Here is an 18,075-nt window from a genome sequence, read left to right as displayed (position 1 = left end):
CTTATAATCTTGGGATGTCATCATTCTGTTGTTTGCCCGGGGCAAATGCCCTTTCAGCCTTCCGCCAACAGCGACTTTTAGCTTCGCTCGCAGCCCAAGGAATTCAACTTGAGTCTATTGAGGCTCAATACCTTCATTTCGTTTGGTCTGAGTCTGAACTCAATGCCAGGGACAAAGAGGTTCTAGAAAGTCTGCTGACTTACGGCCAGCCCTTTGTTTCGCATATTAAGGTAGGCGGCTCCTTATTTAGCAAAGCTGTTGATAAAGAATCTGCTATCACCATTCCACGCTTTGGCACAGTTTCTCCGTGGGCCAGTAAAGCAACCGATATTGCCCGCCAATGTGGTCTCAATGTATTACGTATTGAGCGCGGAACTGAATACGGGTGGCAAAGTAAAAAATCACTGAGTCCGGAACAAAAGCAACTGGTATTGTCAGCGCTACATGATCGGATGACTGAAGCGGTCATTACTGAAGTTAATGAAGCTAGCAACTTATATCAATCCCTTCCTGATCGGCCTTTTGTCCGAATTCCAGTACTTACTGAGGGTAGGGCTGCTTTAGATAAGGCTAACCAAGAATTAGGTCTTGCACTGTCAGAAGATGAAGTGCTTTATCTAGTTGAGAATTTCGTTCGATTAGACCGTAATCCTAGCGATGTCGAATTGATTATGTTTGCACAAGCCAATAGTGAGCATTGCCGTCATAAGATATTTAATTCTAGTTGGACTATCGATGGTGATGATCAGGAAAAATCCTTATTTGCGATGATTCGTAATACGCATCAACTTCAGCCCGAAGGCACGATCGTCGCCTACTCTGATAACTCTGCTGTGATGGTAGGTTGCGAGTCAGAAACCTGGGTTCCAAAGGGTCAAGATGGTCTGTACCAAAAAGATACTCGTTTAGTCCATACCTTAATGAAGGTGGAGACACATAACCACCCCACAGCGATTGCTCCATTTCCTGGCGCATCTACTGGAGCTGGTGGTGAAATCCGTGATGAAGGCGCTACCGGAATTGGTGGACGCCCTAAAGCGGGTTTAACTGGTTTTTCTGTTTCAAACCTCAATATCCCAGGTACGGATTTGCCATGGGAAGCAGAGAAATATGGCAAGCCTGAACGCATTGCCACGCCACTGCAAATTATGATCGAAGGCCCACTGGGTGGCGCAGCATTTAATAATGAGTTTGGTCGACCAATTTTGGGTGGGTATTTCCGTGTCTTTGAGCAAACCTTAGAAGGCGTGCGTCGCGGGTATCACAAGCCCATCATGATCGCAGGTGGTATTGGCAGTATTGATTCTATCCACACTGCCAAAAAACAAATTAAAGCGGGACACTTGTTTATCCAATTGGGCGGCCCTGGTATGCGCATCGGCATGGGTGGCGCAACCGGAAGTTCTGTTGCAACAGGTACTAATACAGCTGACTTAGACTTCGACTCAGTGCAGCGCGGTAATCCAGAAATGGAACGTCGCGCACAAGAAGTAATTAATTCATGTATCGCCATGGGTCAAGATAATCCAATTATCTCAATCCATGATGTTGGTGCAGGCGGTGTGTCTAATGCATTCCCCGAACTGGCTGATGGTGCTGGCTTAGGTGCGCAATTTCAATTGCGCAAAGTGCCGCTTGAAGAGAGCGGCATGAGTCCTGCAGAAATCTGGTGTAACGAGTCTCAAGAGCGTTATGTCCTTGCAGTTGAAGCTAAAGATTTAGATCTATTTAAATCACTCTGCGAGCGTGAACGTTGCCCATTTGCAGTGGTGGGGGAGGCAACTACCGAACGCCAACTGCAGTTAAGCGATAGTAAAGAAGTTACTGGTAGCGACGCTTCCATGCCCATCGACATGCCAATGGAGGTTTTGCTCGGCAAGCCTCCGCGTATGCGCCGTGATGTAAAGCGGGTTGCCCAAAGCTTTGATGAGCTTGATGTGACTGATGCTGATTTAACGCAATGTATTGCATGGGTTCTCCAACAACCAACCGTGGCTAGTAAGTCTTTCTTGATTACGATTGGTGATCGTACTGTTGGCGGCCTGAATGCTCGCGATCCATTTGTGGGTCCTTGGCAGGTTCCTGTAGCTGACTGTGCAGTCACGCTGATGGATTACAAAGGCTATCGCGGTGAAGTCATGACCATGGGTGAGCGTACCCCATTAGCCGTCATTGACGCCCCAGCAGCTGCCAAAATGGCGGTTGGTGAAGCCATTACCAATTTGCTGGCTGCCGATATTCGACGCCTTGAGGATGTCAAGCTATCTGCTAACTGGATGGCGGCCTGTGGTGCACCCGGTGAAGATGCCAAGCTCTACGATTCTGTCCAAGCAATTGGTATGGATTTATGCCCCGCCCTGGGAATTTCGATTCCAGTTGGCAAAGACTCATTATCTATGGCTACGGCATGGCAAGAAGATGGCCAAGCTAAGAAGGTTGTTTCGCCAGTCTCATTGATCATTTCTGCTTTTGCATCAGTCCAAGATGTTCGTAAAACAACAACACCTTTACTGAAGCTCAAAGATGCATCAGGCGCATTTATAGAAACTGAATTGATATTGATTGATTTGGGTCGCGGCAAGAATCGTATGGCCGGAAGTATTCTGGCTCAAGTTCTGAATCAATCTGGAAAATCCGCTCCCAATGTGGATCACCCAAAAGACCTTAAGGCCTTGGCGGCTGCCATGATTGAGTTGCGCAAAGAAGATCAATTACTGGCGTATCACGATCGGTCAGATGGTGGACTGTTTGCTTGTATTGCTGAGATGGCTTTTGCATCACACGTCGGGATTTCCATGAATGTCGACATGATTGCTGTTGATGTTGGACAAGAGGCTGATTGGGGTGATGCAAAGAACTGGGCAGAACAAGTCTCTGGACGACGTCACGAGCAAACTTTGCGTGCTTTATTCAACGAAGAACTCGGTGCAGTCATTCAGATTCGTAAAGCAGATCGTGATGCGGTATTTGCCGTACTCCGTGGGCTCGGCCTTAGTGCCCATAGCCATGTGATTGCAAAACCTAATACCAATGGTCGTATTGAGATTTGGCGCGATGCTAAAAATATCTTCGCAGAGCCTCGTGAGGTTTTACAAAAGATGTGGGCTAACACCAGCTACCAAATTGCACGCTTGCGTGACAACCCGGATTGCGCAGATAGTGAATTTTCTTTACTGGATGACGTCGCTGATACCGGCATGTCTCCTAAGCTTACTTTTGATATTGCCGAAGATGTTTCAGCGCCCTTCATTAATCAGAATGCTCGGCCTAAAGTTGCCATCTTGCGTGAGCAGGGCGTTAACTCCCACGTTGAGATGGCTTATGCCATGAATTGGGCTGGTTTTGATACCTACGACGTTCATATGTCAGATCTGCTTTCTGGAAAGTCGAAATTAGATGATTTCCGTGGCTTGGTAGCTTGTGGTGGATTCAGTTATGGAGACGTATTGGGTGCAGGCGAGGGTTGGGCTAAGACCATTCTCTTTAACGGCCAACTGCGTGATCAGTTCTCTTCATTCTTTCAACGCCAAGATAGTTTTGCTTTAGGTGTCTGCAATGGTTGCCAGATGATGAGCAATCTTGCCGGCATCATTCCTGGTGCTGAAGCGTGGCCTAAATTTACTCGAAACCAGTCAGAGCAATATGAGGCTCGTTTAGTTATGGCCGAAGTGTTGTCTTCACCATCCATCTTTACTCAAGGTATGACTGGTAGCCAATTACCGATTGCTATTGCTCATGGTGAAGGCTTTGCCAACTTTAGCCAGCAAGGTAATTTAGAAGCATTACAGAAGCAAGGTTTAGCAGCGCTCCGCTTTGTTGATCACAAAGGCAGTCCTACTGAAATCTATCCGATGAACCCGAATGGCTCACCTGGTGGCTTAACAGGTGTTACGACACCTGACGGACGCTTCACGGTCATGATGCCTCACCCAGAGCGTGTATTTAGGGCTGTGCAGATGAGTTGGGCCCCTAGGGAATGGCTTGATACACCAGATGGTGCTAGTCCTTGGATGCGCCTGTTCCGTAACGCTAGAGTCTGGGCTAAGTAATTCATGTCAGATACATCCTTGGCTATGGAGCCGGTAACATTTTCTGAGAGTGGGGGTGTTCGCTACCTCCATTTTGGTAGCGAGCTAATTCAGGGTGCGATGCGCATTCGAGATCCAGATGAAATCTATTTGGAATACAACCAGCAGATGATGGCTTGGCTACTCTTTCTGGAGACCAAGCCTGGCATGCGGATTGCCCAACTGGGTCTAGGTACCGGCGCTCTTACAAAGTTTGCGCATCGTTATTGCCCAGCAGTGAAAACCACTGTGGTTGAACTGAATCCATCTGTGGTTGTTTCTGCGCGCAGTATGTTCTTTACACCAGATGATGATCGCCGCTTGGAAACCTTACAGACCGATGCTAAGAAATTTGTGCAAAATGCTCAGTATCACAATCATTTTGATGCCGTTCAGGTGGACCTCTATGATGCTATTTGCGATGGACCCGCTGCTAGTTCTTTGGATTTTTATAAAGGCTGCTACGATATTTTGAAGTCACCTGGCGTGTTGACCGTGAATCTGTTCTCGCGTCACAAGAGTTTTGATCTAAATCTGAATAACATCTGTCAAGCGTTTGATAATCGGGTGCTCTTATTTCCGGAGTCCCATGATTGCAATGTTGTGGCGATTGCTTTTAAGGGACCGCAACTAGATGTGGAGTGGAAAGAAGTGTCTAAGCGCGCTAAATTAATTCTTGAAAAGACGGGGCTACCTACCAATACTTGGGCATCTGGCCTAAACCGCGAAAACGCCCATCAAGAAAATAAACTCAGTATTTAAACTATTGAGAAAACAAAAAAGGCGATCAATTGATCGCCTTTTTTGTTTCCCCATACTTCGGGGTTAATTGATACTTAGATTGTTACGGTATCAGCAACATCGCTGAATGACTTGATCTGGTCAAAGTTCATATACTTATAGACTTCGCCAGCTTTAGCCTTCAATGATTCCACTTGGTCGAAGTATTCCTTCGGTGTTGGCAATCGACCTAAGAGTGCCGCTACGGCTGAAAGCTCAGCAGAAGCTAAGTACACACGTGTATCAATACCTAAACGGTTCGGGAAGTTACGTGTTGAGGTAGACACCGCAGTGGAGCCTTTACGAATCTGCGCCTGGTTACCCATGCAGAGGGAACAACCAGGGGTTTCCATGCGGGCACCTGTTGCCCCCAGTATTCCGTAGTAGCCTTCCTCAGTCAGAACCATCTGGTCCATCTTGGTTGGAGGAGCAATCCATAGGCGCGTTGGCATGTCTTTTTTACCCTGAAGAACTTGACCTGCTGCGCGGAAGTGGCCAATGTTCGTCATACAAGAACCAATAAATACTTCATCGATTTTCTCGCCAGAAACTTCCGATAAGAATTTCACATCATCTGGATCATTAGGGCAAGCGAGGATTGGCTCTTTGATATCGGTCATATCAATTTCAATGATCTCTGCATAGTCAGCATTGGCATCAGCCTTGAGTAATTCAGGCTTAGCAATCCATGCTTCCATTGCCTTGATACGACGACCTAGAGTACGCTTATCTTCATAACCATTTGCAATCATCCACTTCATCAAAGTGATGTTGGAGCGCATGTATTCAATGATCGGCTCTTTGCTTAATTGAACTGCGCAACCAGCGGCAGAACGTTCAGCTGAAGCATCAGACAATTCAAATGCTTGTTCAACTTTAAGATCAGGTAAACCTTCGATTTCCAAGATGCGGCCAGAGAAAATGTTCTTCTTGTTTTGTTTTTCAACAGTTAACAAGCCTTTTTTGATTGCATACAAAGGAATTGCATTTACTAAATCACGCAAAGTAATGCCAGGCTGCATTTTGCCTTTAAAACGAACCAATACTGACTCAGGCATATCTAACGGCATTACGCCCGTAGCAGCAGCAAAGGCAACTAAGCCAGAGCCAGCAGGAAAAGAAATACCGATTGGGAAGCGGGTATGGCTATCGCCACCAGTGCCACAGGTATCAGGTAGGAGTAAACGATTTAACCAGCTATGGATCACGCCATCACCTGGACGCAATGCAACGCCGCCACGGTTGGTCATAAATGCTGGTAGCTCATGGTGAGTGCGAATGTCAACTGGCTTTGGATATGCCGATGTATGGCAGAACGATTGCATTACCAAGTCAGCAGAGAAACCTAAGCAGGCAAGATCTTTTAACTCATCACGTGTCATTGGGCCGGTAGTATCTTGTGATCCGACAGTAGTCATGTGCGGCTCGCAATAAGTATCCGGGCGTACGCCTTGACCTTCTGGTAAGCCGCAAGCACGACCAACCATCTTCTGCGCCAAGCTGAAACCTTTTGTGTTCTCAGGAGGGCTTACAGGAATGCGGAATTCAGTAGAAGCTGGCAAGCCAAGGGCTGCACGAGCTTTAGCTGTGAGGCCGCGACCCACGATCAAAGGAATACGACCGCCTGCACGTACTTCATCCAGAATGACTGGTGACTTTAGTGAGAAGGAAGAAATTTCTTTGCCGTTTTTAAAGGCTTTACCTTCGTATGGACGTAATTCAATTTCATCGCCCATATTCATATCAGAAACATCAAGCTCAACCGGCAATGCGCCAGCATCTTCCATGGTGTTAAAGAAAATTGGAGCAATTTTAGTTCCCAAGCAAACACCACCAAAGCGTTTGTTAGGGACGAATGGTATATCTTGCCCAGTCCACCACAAAACAGAGTTCGTAGCAGATTTACGGGAAGAGCCGGTACCGACTACGTCGCCAACGTAAGCAATCTGATTGCCTTTTTTCTGGAGCGCTTCAATTTGCTTCATTGGGCCACGAACACCAACCTCGTCTGGCTCAATGCCTGGACGTGGGTTTTTCAACATGATGGTTGCATGCAATGGAATGTCTGGACGGCTCCATGCATCAGGGGCAGGGGACAGATCATCCGTATTAGTCTCTCCGGTAACTTTAAATACGGTGAGCTTCATGCTTTCTGGTACGGCAGGACGACTTGTAAACCATTCTGCGTCTGCCCAGCTTTGCAATACTTCCTTCGCTTGAGCGTTGCCTTTCCCTGCTAATTCCTGAACATCATGGAAGTAGTCGAACATCAACAAGGTTTTTTTCAACGCTGCGGCAGCAGCAGCGGCACACTCTGCATCCGATAACATTTCAACTAAGGGCTTAATGTTGTAACCACCAAGCATCGTGCCCAGCAGTTCAGTTGCCTTGATACGTGAAATCAATGGCGATTTCTCAGTGCCTTTAGCAATCGCGTCTAAAAACTCCGCCTTTACCTTTGCCGCTTCATCAACACCGGCAGGTACACGGTTCGTAATGAGTTCAACCAGCTCCGCTTCCTTGCCTTTAGGAGGATTTTTGAGCAACCCAACCAATTCGGCTGTTTGATCCTTAGTCAAGGGGAGGGCTGGAATTCCAAGGGCTGCGCGTTCGGCAACTTGGTCGTTGTAGGCTTCTAGCATCGTGTTTCCTATTGGGTAAGAGTTATCAACAGTAAGACTAAGCAGGGTGTGTCTCCCTATCCAGTCTATTGTAATTGCTAATTCATGTCTTATATAAGACTTAATTGCTAAAAATTCTCAAAAAATGACTCCAAATAGGCCTGATTGGGGTTTATTCCGATGTCTTATCTCACTTCAAGCTATTGTGCCGAATAAGTCGCTCTCAAAAGAGCCTCTATTGCCTGATGCTAGTGATACCAAAATATGGGGAATATTCATAAAAGTAGTCCAAAAAAGAAGCAGATTTCTGAAGTGCGCCTCGTAAGCCCTTGGTGTCATTGAGGGGGCCAAGAAATTATCCTATTGGCAGAGCTATCGTTATAATTACTTTTTCCAACAGAGCCTAAGCGATGACCAAATACGTTTTTGTCACTGGTGGTGTGGTTTCTTCCTTAGGGAAAGGAATCGCAGCTGCCTCGCTTGCCGCGATTCTTGAATCCCGCGGCCTGAAAGTCACCCTCCTAAAATTAGACCCCTATATCAACGTTGATCCAGGGACCATGAGTCCACTTCAACATGGCGAAGTCTTCGTTACAGAAGATGGAGCGGAAACCGATCTTGATCTCGGCCACTACGAGCGCTTTGTTTCAGCAAAAATGCGCAAAAGCAATAATTTCACTACTGGCCAAATTTACGAGTCCGTCATTAGCAAAGAGCGTCGCGGTGAGTATCTTGGTAAAACTGTTCAGGTGATCCCGCACATTACTAATGAGATTCAGGCATTTGTAGAGCGTGGCGCTAAGGCAAGCCATGATGGCAACGCCGATATTGCTATTTGTGAAATTGGTGGGACAGTGGGCGATATTGAATCCCTGCCATTTCTTGAGGCTGCTCGCCAAATGAGCATTCGTCTGCCAAAGCACAGTTGCGCCTTTGTGCACCTCACCCTAGTCCCCTATATTGCGAGCGCAGGGGAGCTTAAGACAAAGCCCACCCAACATTCAGTACAAAAGTTACGCGAGATCGGCATCATGCCGACGGTTCTGTTGTGTCGTGCTGATCGCCCAATTCCTGAAGATGAGCGCTCTAAGATTTCTCTTTTCTCAAATGTCCGCGAAGAAGCGGTGATTTCAGTTTGGGATGTTGACACCATTTATAAGATTCCTGAGATGCTTCAGGCACAGGGAATGGATGACTTAATTTGTCGTGAATTGGATATTCAAGCAAAGCCCGCCGATTTATCTGTATGGGCAAACTTGGTTTATGAGTTAGCAAATCCGAAACATGAAGTCACTATCGGTATGGTGGGCAAGTATGTTGAGTTAACAGAATCCTACAAGTCACTAATTGAAGCCTTACGTCATGCGGGTATTCACAACCACACACGCGTCAATATTAACTACATTGATTCCGAGATGATTGAAAAAGACGGTATTGATTGTCTGATAAATTTGGATGCCATTCTGGTTCCTGGTGGCTTTGGTAAGCGCGGCACTGAAGGCAAAATTGCTGCCATTCGTTATGCCCGTGAAAACAATATTCCCTACTTAGGTATTTGCTTAGGCATGCAATTAGCCGTAATTGAATTTGCCCGTCATGTTGCCAACATTGCCGAGGCAAACAGTACCGAGTTTGACCCAGAGACCGAGAGCCCAGTAGTTGCTCTTATTACAGAGTGGGTGGATCGGGAGGGCCGGGTTGAGAAGCGTAGTAATGAATCTGATCTAGGAGGAACAATGCGCCTAGGTTCACAACGCTGCCCTGTAAAAGCAGGCACTTTGGCATACGAAATCTACGGGGCTGAAGTGAATGAGCGTCACCGCCATCGCTATGAAGTGAATAATATTTACGTGCCACGCCTTGAAAAATCCGGGCTTATTATTTCTGCCAGAACTCCGAATGAATCTTTGCCGGAGATGATGGAATTGCCTAAGACAATGCACCCTTGGTTCTTTGGTGTGCAGTTCCATCCAGAGTTTACCTCCACGCCACGTGATGGACATCCACTGTTCTCTGCATTTGTTAAAGCATCTTTGATTCATCAAGATGCTACTGCTTCGCAAGCTGCTTAAGGGGATTTGATGAGCTCATTTAAGTTATGTGGTTTCGATGTTGGCTTAAATCACCACTTCTTTTTGATAGCAGGTCCGTGCGTGATTGAATCAGAGCAGTCAGCTTTAGATATTGCTGGTGAGCTTAAGGAAATTACTGGTGCACTCGGCATTCCATTTATCTACAAGTCTTCCTTTGATAAAGCCAATCGTTCTTCAGGAAGCTCCTTTAGAGGTTTGGGGATGGAGAAGGGGCTTGAGATTCTAGCTCGCGTGAAACGTGAGATTGGGGTGCCGGTACTGACTGATATTCATGACATTAGTGAAATTGAGCCCGTCTCAAAAGTGGTGGACGTTCTTCAGACGCCAGCCTTTTTGTGTAGACAGACGGATTTCATCAGAGCCTGCGCTCAAAGCGGTAAACCAGTCAATTTCAAAAAAGGCCAGTTTTTATCTCCCCACGAGATGCTCAATGTTATTGATAAGGCTCGAGCTGCCGCTGTTGAAATGAATCTTCCAGATCAATTTATGGTTTGTGAGCGCGGCGCCTCATTTGGTTACAACAATTTAGTTTCGGATATGCGTAGTTTGGCAATCTTACGTGAAACCCATGCGCCAGTTGTTTTTGATGCCACTCATTCAGTGCAACTTCCTGGCGGCCAAGGTAACGCAAGCGGTGGTCAACGTGAATTTGTTCCTGTATTGGCTCGCGCTGCTGTTGCAGTAGGTATCAGTGGCTTATTTATGGAAACGCACCCAGATCCTGCTAAAGCACTTTCTGATGGGCCGAATGCAGTACCACTCAATCGCATGAAAGAGTTGCTTGAGTCATTGGTGGCGATTGATTCTGTGGTTAAAAAATCCGGTTCATTTTTAGAAGACAGTTTTAAGTAATACCCCCAATTCATTTTATTTAGGAGAAGGTGCATGAGCGCCATTGTTGACATCATCGGTAGAGAAGTTTTAGATTCGCGCGGCAACCCTACGGTTGAATGCGATGTCTTATTGGAGTCTGGCGTCATGGGGCGAGCAGCTGTGCCGTCTGGTGCATCAACTGGTTCACGTGAGGCGATTGAGCTTCGTGATGGCGACAAAGCCCGTTACTTGGGCAAGGGCGTTCTTAAAGCAGTACAGAACATCAATATTGAGATTGCAGAATCCATCCTAGGTCTTGATGCAAGCGAACAAGCCTTCCTTGATCACACTTTGATTGAATTAGATGGCACCCACAACAAAGCGCGTTTAGGCGCTAATGCGACACTTGCTGTCTCTATGGCTGTTGCACGCGCTGCTGCTGAAGAAGCCGGCCTGCCTTTATACCGTTACTTTGGCGGATCTGGTGGTATGCAGTTACCAGTGCCGATGATGAATATTGTGAATGGTGGTGCACATGCCAATAACAGTTTGGATATTCAAGAATTCATGGTGATGCCGGTTGGTGCGCAAAGCTTCCGCGAAGCTTTGCGTTGTGGTGCTGAAATCTTTCATGAGTTAAAGAAAATTTTGGGTGCCCAAGGCATGCCAACGACAGTTGGAGATGAAGGTGGCTTTGCCCCTAATTTCAAGAGCAATCAAGAGTGCTTGCAGACCATCATGAAGGCAATTGAGGGTGCAGGCTACCATGCTGGTGAAGACGTCTTGTTAGCTCTTGATTGTGCTGCTAGCGAGTTCTATAAAGATGGTAAGTACCACTTATCCGGCGAAGGATTGCAGCTGACTTCAAGCGAATTCTCAGATTACCTCGGCAATTTGGCCGATCAATTCCCAATCGTATCGATTGAGGATGGTATGCATGAGAGTGACTGGGATGGATGGGCTGATATTACTCAAAAATTGGGCAAGAAAATCCAGTTGGTTGGTGACGATCTATTTGTGACCAATACTCGCATTCTCAAAGAGGGTATTGAGAAGGGTATTGCCAACTCCATTCTGATTAAGATCAATCAAATCGGCACATTAACTGAAACCTTTGCGGCAATTGAAATGGCTAAGCGCGCTAACTACACGGCCGTCATTTCTCACCGCTCTGGCGAAACTGAAGACAGCACGATTGCAGACATTGCCGTTGGGACTAACGCAGGCCAAATCAAAACAGGCTCTTTGTCACGCTCTGATCGCATTGCAAAGTACAACCAATTACTGCGCATTGAAGAAGATTTAGGTGATGTTGCTACTTATCCAGGCAAGTCTGTTTTCTACAACTTAAAGCGTTAATAGGCGTTAAGTTCATAGCCTATGCGTCTCGTCATCTACTCCATGCTGTTATTGCTGATCGCAATACAGTACCCCTTGTGGTTGGGTAAGGGTGGATGGTTCAAAGTCTATGAAATGGAAAGGCAGCTCGAGTTGCAGCAGGCTAAAAATAGCCTGCTCAGCTTGCGAAATGCTAAATTGACCGGCGATGTAAAAGATTTAAAAGATGGCACTCGCGCAATTGAGGAGCGTGCCCGCGTCGAACACGGCATGATTAAAGAAGGTGAATTCTTTGTTCAGATATTGCCAACAGAAAAATCAGCAGCCAATGCTGCTGATGGTGTCAAGCCAGTAATCACAAAACAGTGATCAATGCCCGCTAGATGGCGGCCTTGTAGCATCTGCCAATAGATCTGTTTTAAAGACCTGCCTGCAATCTACCGCATCAAAACGGTAGGCTTTTGCACAGAAATCACATTCGGTCTCAACGGCACCTTGTTCAGCAAGAATACTTTCCACTTCCTGCTCCCCAAGCATTCTGAGCACATCAGCAACCTTAGCCCGTGAGCAGCGGCATGAAAAATGGACGGGGCGGGGCGGAAAACTGCGTACGCCATTCTCTGCAGACTCCTCAAGGAAGAGGCGACGTAAGATGGTTTGAGGGGGAAGAGTTAGCAACTCTTCGTTTGTGATGGTTTCACCCAGAGTTTGAATTCTTGACCAGCCTTCAGCCGCAATCTGTGGGTCGAGATGCGCATGTCCACCAGAATCCGGTAAACGTTGCAAAAGTAACCCGCCTACATGGGTATCATTCGATGCCAACCAAATCCGGGTGTCGAGTTGTTCGGAATTTTTCATATACAGAGCAATAGCCTCAGCTGCGCTGGTAACGGGCTTAATTACCGTACCACGATGCTCCTGGAGCGCAACAATGCCTTGGTAAGGGGGTTGGCCTGGCTGACGGTCGGCTGGGTCAAGGGTAATAACGAGACGACCGGTATTGTCAGCATCCAATAGCTCGCCTAAGGTGGCATTCGGATCAATTGTGGATGCATCAACCGATAGCTTTACTGTTGCCCTCATGGTGAGGTCAGACTTGCATTCCACCACAAGCAGCTGAATAGGACCTTTGCTTTGGGCTTGAATAATTAAGGTTCCATCAAACTTAAGGCTGGCGCTCAAAAGGGTCGCTGCACCAACAAAGTCGCCTAGTATTCGCCTAACTACTGGAGGGTCGTTGCGACGCTCTAAAACGGCCTGCCAGGCGCTACTAATAGAGACAATTTCCCCGCGGACTGGGGCGCCATCACACATAAATACAAGTAATTCGTTCATAAGTGAAAGTATCCACGTTTTTGAGCATTGGGGTGCTAATTGGCATAATTACAGGCTGACCTGAGATAATGTCATTTATGCATATACGTACACGTTTCGCCCCTAGTCCAACGGGCTTTATTCATTTGGGCAACCTTCGCAGCGCCTTGTATCCATGGGCTTTTGCACGCCACAATCAGGGTGATTTCATCCTACGTATCGAAGATACGGATTTAGAGCGTTCCACCCAAGAAGCAGTGGATGTCATTATCGAAGGTATGGCTTGGCTTGGCCTGGATTTAGATGAAGGACCAATCTATCAAATGCAGCGCATCGATCGTTATCGTGCAGTTGTAAAGCAGATGTTAGATGCGGGCTTAGCTTACCCCTGCTATATGAGCGAAGACGAGCTGAATAAGCTACGCGATCAGCAGATGGTCAATAAAGAAAAGCCCCGCTATAACGGTTTATGGCGTCCTGAGCCAGGCAAAACACTTCCGGCGATACCTGAGGGTGTTTTACCGGTAATACGCTTTAAGAACCCGATTGGCGGGTCGGTTATTTGGGAAGATGCGGTTAAAGGCAAAATTGAAATTAGCAATGATGAATTAGATGATTTAGTCATTGCTCGTCCAGATGGCACGCCAACATATAACTTCTGTGTAGTCGTTGATGACCTCGACATGAACATCACGCATGTCATTCGTGGGGATGATCACGTAAACAATACCCCGCGCCAGATTAATATCATGAAAGCGCTAGACGGTGTACCGCCGGTATACGCCCATCTGCCCACCGTTTTAAATGATCTAGGCGAAAAGATGAGTAAGCGCAATGGCGCGATGAGTGTGCGCGATTATCAGAAGGCAGGGTACTTGCCTGAAGCTATTCTGAACTATTTAGCGCGCTTAGGTTGGTCCCATGGTGATGCGGAGATCTTCACCAAAGAGCAGTTTGTAAATTGGTTTGAGTTAGATAGTCTTGGAAGATCGCCAGCGCAACACAATCCAGAAAAATTACTTTGGTTGAATCATCAATACATTCAGAATGCTGATTCTGCAGCTTTAGCAGAGGCGACTAAGCCGTTTGCTCATGAGCTAGGCATCAATACTGAAAACGGTCCTGACTTTGTACAAGTGGTTGCACTCTTAAAAGATCGCGCCAACACCTTGATTGAAATCGCAGAAGGAGCAAAGCTTTTCTACTTGCCAGCTCCCGCCCATAACGCAGAACAAATTGCGGCAAATATCCCTCAAGAAATCGTTCCAGCCTTGCAAGATTTGATCGAGGCCATAAAAAATACTGAGCATACGAAAGCAGCTTATGGCGCCGCATTTAAAGAAGTGCTAGCTAAGCATCAGATCAAAATGCCCGCATTAGCCATGCCTGTTCGTTATGCTTTATTTGCCACAACCCAGACCCCAGCGATTGATTCTGTCTTGGTTGTTTTAGGTAAAGATGAGGCTGTTAAACGGCTTTCTAAGGTCGTCTAAACAAGAATTTGCGCGCTCCTACAAAAATAGGATAAAATCTTGGATTGTTTTGAGTGTCTTGTAGTTGCTTTGCGAGATTACGGGGGTATAGCTCAGCTGGGAGAGCGCTTGCATGGCATGCAAGAGGTCAGCGGTTCGATCCCGCTTATCTCCACCAAGCATTTAAAATGGCAGCATTAGTTTTTTAGTAGTCGTGGTCCAGGTCCCCATCGTCTAGAGGCCTAGGACATCACCCTTTCACGGTGAGTACGGGGGTTCGAATCCCCCTGGGGACGCCAAGAATTTTTGGCTAGTTGTGAGTAGTAAGAAGTGACACAAGTAGCATGCGTTGTATTTGGAGCGGTAGTTCAGTTGGTTAGAATATCGGCCTGTCACGCCGAGGGTCGCGGGTTCGAGTCCCGTCCGCTCCGCCAAGTATTAAAAGTCCTTATAAATCAAGGACTTATGAGTTTAGAGGGGAGAAGTTTTCCCCCTAACTTTCCCCCCATATTTTCCCCCTGTATTGATACAAGTAGAGCCTGTTTGCAGACCTTCTCAGCTCTTCTCTCAGCCCTCGCTACCTTCTTATCAAGAATCTCCTCAGGTGTCCTAGCAGCCTTAATAGCTACCTTCTCGGCTACCTTTAATGCCTTAGCTTTAGCCAGCCTCTCTGAATTCGCTTTCCTAGTTGCAACACTCTTGGCAGTAGAAAGCCTCTGCTGATAATTCACGATTAGACCCAGCTCATATTTCTTATCGGCATAGATAGCCATGATCTCCTCATCAGTTGGCTGGACATAAGTATTAGGCAACCTCTCTAGCCCCAGCTCCTTGGCACAACATAACTGCATCCAACCCAAGGAAGTCTTTACGAATACAGATCGAGAATGGTGCTTAGGTAACTTACAGTAGATCTCCCTGTCATAACACTGCCACTTAGTAATCCCTTTAGCCTCTGCTTGAGCCTCACTTCTCATCTCCCAACTGGGACTAGCCGTGTTGATTTGGTAGTCCTCGGATCTCACAAGGTTACTCAAGATGGTAGAGGCTTCTCTAAGACAGAGGGATAGCTTGTAGTGCTTGAATGGGTATAGCTCAATCTCTTCATTAGTTGTATCCATCTAGATTGTCCTAAAGAGCACTAGAGCCAAGATAGCTACCAGTTCATACATAAGGTAATTAAGATGAGCTTTGATTTGTAATAGTTGCTGGATCATTGTGTGTAGATTCCTGTGTGTGTGGGTAAATGGAGTGCCTTCCATTCCTCAGTTGTGATGTCAAAATCTACTGAAAGGCTTGGGAGCTTGGGAATCCTTGGAGATTCTTGGGAGAAAACTAGATAAAAGGTATCTGCCACTTGGTGAATCTCACCACTAACCACCAAGTCCTCTACCTTTTGGTAATAAGCTCTGAAACAGGGGACTGCTATCACCATCTGTGGTGTGAGGTTCTGTCCACTGTAGGTACTAAGTGTGTAGGGCGAGTGAAGTAGTACAGACACAGGAATAATCTGACTGAGCTTAAGGTTGTCCATTCTGTCTCTCCTTGATAGCTCTAGTGGCATTACCTCTAGTGGTGAAGGCTTCATCTACCAGCTCTCGATTTTGTTCAATAAAGAACTGGATCATTTTCTGTAAGACCTTGGAATCTGCATAGTTGAAGTGATCAGCCAATACAGAGAGAACATAGAGATGATGGTTACTAAAGGAATGAACCTTGTATGTAAATCCTCTTGGGGGAGGAGTGCCACCAATTAAGGTCGGCTTCTTTCTTGGTTCAGATACAGACTTCATAAATGATTCTGTAGTGATGTTGGTGGTATCCAAAGTGGAATCCTTGTGTGTGTATAGGTAAGGTGTCCCACAAGTAACCACTGGGCGAGAGTTGTCCTCCTGTAGTTACCCTCAGGTTTCTATAGTCAGGCTCTTGCTTTGTGATTACTGTGGGACTTAAAGTTGTTACAGCGAGTCTCTTTGAAGAGCAGCTGCATACCCCACTGAGATAGGGAGGTCTTCTCGAATCATCGTGGGGGAGTTGGGTGAGGGCTTGAGTAGAAAGTACCCAGCCTGATCCTTCTGTAAGAGGTAGCCGTTGAGATACTTTGGTTGCTTACTGTCTGCCTGAGGCTCTATGACATTACATCTAGCCTGTAGCTTCCTCTCATCTAACTCTCTCTTGCTAAAACTATAAGTGGAGATGACCTTAGCCATGCTTAGATCAATCGAGCTTTTGCAGCTGCCCTGACATTCATCTCTTTACCTTTGATGAAGACAGTTGTAGAGCCGTCTGTAGCCTTTCCGGTCTTATAACCAGCAGCATTAAGAGAATTCTCGCTTGGTGGATTAGACATAGCCCAAGAGCCAACTAGTTGACCCATAGACTTAAAGTTGTTATTACTAACCATCTTATTGATAGCAGCCTTCAGATCACTTGGAGCATGAACTTTTGCCCACTCATAGAACTCAGGAATATCACCCTTAGTCATACCTACTGTTTGCTCTAGGTAACGATTAGAAGCCTTAGTGAAGGTCTCTACTACCTTGTTCACTGTAGCGGTAGCCTCTGCTGGGGACTGTCCACTTGACTGTGAGAGGGCTGCAATCGTATGAGTTAGATCACCACTTACGGCAGCCTCTACTCCTCGGTGTGTGATAGCTTCAATAGCCCCGTGCTCTACACCCTGAGGTACTAAAGCATTGATTGATTCATTCTCTTGTTCGCTCATAGCAAACCCATCATGTATATCTGTATTGGCTTGTTCTTGTGCTTGCTGCTGAGGGGTGGCTACTTGTTCTACAAAGTCATAGCGACCCATAGAGTTTTGTTTAAGGATGCCCATATTCTCTAAGGTTGCTGCTTGTACGGCCATTCCTTGGTAATTTACAAGGTCGCTAGGTGAATCAATAAATGACTTTGGAGTCCCCTTGGCTGAAAAGACTTCTGCACCTTCGGCAGCTTGGAATGAACCTTGCCCTGTACTGGATTCCTCGCCTGTGTTTCCATTGTATTGGTGGGTTCTATTGCTACTTGCTTGGGTGGTAATGGAGGTTATCTCCGAACTGCTAACTGTATTGATTGGTTGGGCTAAACCAGACTCTAGGGACTGATTAGATTCGCTACCTACTGTGTATGAACTATAAGACATGGTGTGTTTACTTTCTGTGTGGTGTATTGGTGAGGCATAGGATTGCTTTAGAGATCCAAGTGGTTCTCTTGGTAGGGGTGTCACAGGACTTGCATTGAAAGCGAGCCTGTGTTGACTGCTGCTCTCTTGTAAAGCTAGTGAGGCAGTTGCGACATACTCTCTTAGCGTGGGGCTTAGTAATGTAATTATTTCTTTTCATGCTCTTTGATTGCTTTGTTTAGTTTTTTAATAAATAGCTTTAGTTCTGCAACTATCTTGGGTGGTCTCCCGACCTTGCCCTTGTAGCTATCTATTTTCTTAAGTAGGTCAACCCTGTGCTGCTTCATACCAAGGGCAAACTGCTTGTTGATTGGTAATGAGTGACAGAGTCCCCCAGCTTGTAGAGTGGAGCAGTGCTTGCATCTGTAGTCTGATCGTAAGAATTTATTGTTA

Annotated in this window: 12 protein-coding genes and 3 tRNA genes; 10 read left to right on the top strand and 5 right to left on the bottom strand. The window is 46.4% G+C overall.

All coding sequences use genetic code 11. From position 1 onward, the window contains the following. The first annotated feature begins 14 nt into the window (after window positions 1–14). Both purL and CBI30_RS07045 read left to right on the top strand, forming a co-directional pair. The gene (gene purL / locus CBI30_RS07050; RefSeq protein WP_088527605.1) at window positions 15–4,049 is read left to right on the top strand and encodes a phosphoribosylformylglycinamidine synthase; all 4,035 of its coding nucleotides are present in this window, start codon (window positions 15–17) and stop codon (window positions 4,047–4,049) included. Between the two features lie 3 nt (window positions 4,050–4,052). Next, window positions 4,053–4,829, top strand: a complete 777-nt coding sequence (locus tag CBI30_RS07045; RefSeq protein ID WP_240553524.1) for a spermine/spermidine synthase domain-containing protein — start codon at window positions 4,053–4,055, stop codon at window positions 4,827–4,829. A gap of 74 nt (window positions 4,830–4,903) precedes the next feature. Here CBI30_RS07045 and CBI30_RS07040 read toward each other — a convergent pair whose 3' ends face one another. After that, complete coding sequence (locus CBI30_RS07040) at window positions 4,904–7,489, bottom strand: bifunctional aconitate hydratase 2/2-methylisocitrate dehydratase (protein WP_088527604.1); 2,586 nt, start codon at window positions 7,487–7,489, stop codon at window positions 4,904–4,906. Between the two features lie 389 nt (window positions 7,490–7,878). Between CBI30_RS07040 and CBI30_RS07035 the strand changes: the two genes are divergently transcribed. The 4 genes from CBI30_RS07035 to ftsB are packed head-to-tail and all read left to right on the top strand — an operon-like array spanning window position 7,879 to window position 12,081. Then, the gene (locus tag CBI30_RS07035) at window positions 7,879–9,540 is read left to right on the top strand and encodes a CTP synthase (protein ID WP_088527603.1); all 1,662 of its coding nucleotides are present in this window, start codon (window positions 7,879–7,881) and stop codon (window positions 9,538–9,540) included. 9 nt (window positions 9,541–9,549) lie between these two features. Beyond that, window positions 9,550–10,413 (top strand): 3-deoxy-8-phosphooctulonate synthase, encoded by an 864-nt coding sequence (kdsA, locus tag CBI30_RS07030; RefSeq protein WP_088527602.1) that lies wholly within the window; start codon window positions 9,550–9,552, stop codon window positions 10,411–10,413. 33 nt (window positions 10,414–10,446) lie between these two features. Beyond that, window positions 10,447–11,733 carry a phosphopyruvate hydratase gene (gene eno / locus CBI30_RS07025; protein ID WP_088527601.1) on the top strand — a complete coding sequence of 429 codons (1,287 nt, stop codon included), beginning with the start codon at window positions 10,447–10,449 and terminating at the stop codon, window positions 11,731–11,733. Between the two features lie 21 nt (window positions 11,734–11,754). Further along, on the top strand, window positions 11,755–12,081 hold the full coding sequence (gene ftsB, locus CBI30_RS07020) for a cell division protein FtsB (RefSeq protein WP_088527600.1): 327 nt from the start codon (window positions 11,755–11,757) through the stop codon (window positions 12,079–12,081). On the opposite strand, the gene hslO is transcribed toward ftsB, so the two are convergent. Next, entirely contained in the window at window positions 12,082–13,047 is a 966-nt protein-coding gene (hslO, locus tag CBI30_RS07015; RefSeq protein WP_088527599.1) for an Hsp33 family molecular chaperone HslO, read from the bottom strand. A gap of 68 nt (window positions 13,048–13,115) precedes the next feature. Between hslO and gltX the strand changes: the two genes are divergently transcribed. The 4 genes from gltX to CBI30_RS06995 all read left to right on the top strand — a co-directional run bounded on the left by gltX (window position 13,116) and on the right by CBI30_RS06995 (window position 14,932). Further along, a complete protein-coding gene (gltX, locus tag CBI30_RS07010; protein ID WP_088527598.1) occupies window positions 13,116–14,519 on the top strand; it encodes a glutamate--tRNA ligase in 1,404 nt (467 codons plus the stop codon). Window positions 14,520–14,600: 81 nt separating this feature from the next. After that, window positions 14,601–14,676 (top strand) — tRNA-Ala (locus CBI30_RS07005). 45 nt (window positions 14,677–14,721) lie between these two features. Next, a tRNA-Glu gene (locus CBI30_RS07000) sits at window positions 14,722–14,797 on the top strand. Window positions 14,798–14,855: 58 nt separating this feature from the next. After that, window positions 14,856–14,932: transfer RNA gene (locus tag CBI30_RS06995), tRNA-Asp, on the top strand. Window positions 14,933–14,953: 21 nt separating this feature from the next. Here the strand turns inward: CBI30_RS06995 and CBI30_RS06990 are convergent. From CBI30_RS06990 to CBI30_RS06970, 3 genes are all read right to left on the bottom strand, one after another. Then, a complete protein-coding gene (locus CBI30_RS06990) occupies window positions 14,954–15,619 on the bottom strand; it encodes a hypothetical protein (protein ID WP_088527597.1) in 666 nt (221 codons plus the stop codon). A gap of 399 nt (window positions 15,620–16,018) precedes the next feature. Beyond that, window positions 16,019–16,324 (bottom strand): hypothetical protein, encoded by a 306-nt coding sequence (locus CBI30_RS06980; RefSeq protein ID WP_088527595.1) that lies wholly within the window; start codon window positions 16,322–16,324, stop codon window positions 16,019–16,021. Window positions 16,325–16,710: 386 nt separating this feature from the next. Then, window positions 16,711–17,643: a hypothetical protein gene (locus CBI30_RS06970; protein WP_088527593.1), complete on the bottom strand. Its 933-nt coding sequence runs from the start codon at window positions 17,641–17,643 to the stop codon at window positions 16,711–16,713. Window positions 17,644–18,075: the final 432 nt, after the last annotated feature.

Source organism: Polynucleobacter aenigmaticus, from assembly GCF_002206635.1.
In the GTDB taxonomy this organism is placed as follows: Bacteria; Pseudomonadota; Gammaproteobacteria; order Burkholderiales; family Burkholderiaceae; genus Polynucleobacter; species Polynucleobacter aenigmaticus.
Note: the sequence above shows the minus strand (reverse complement) of the source record. Positions and strands in the feature narration are given on the sequence as shown.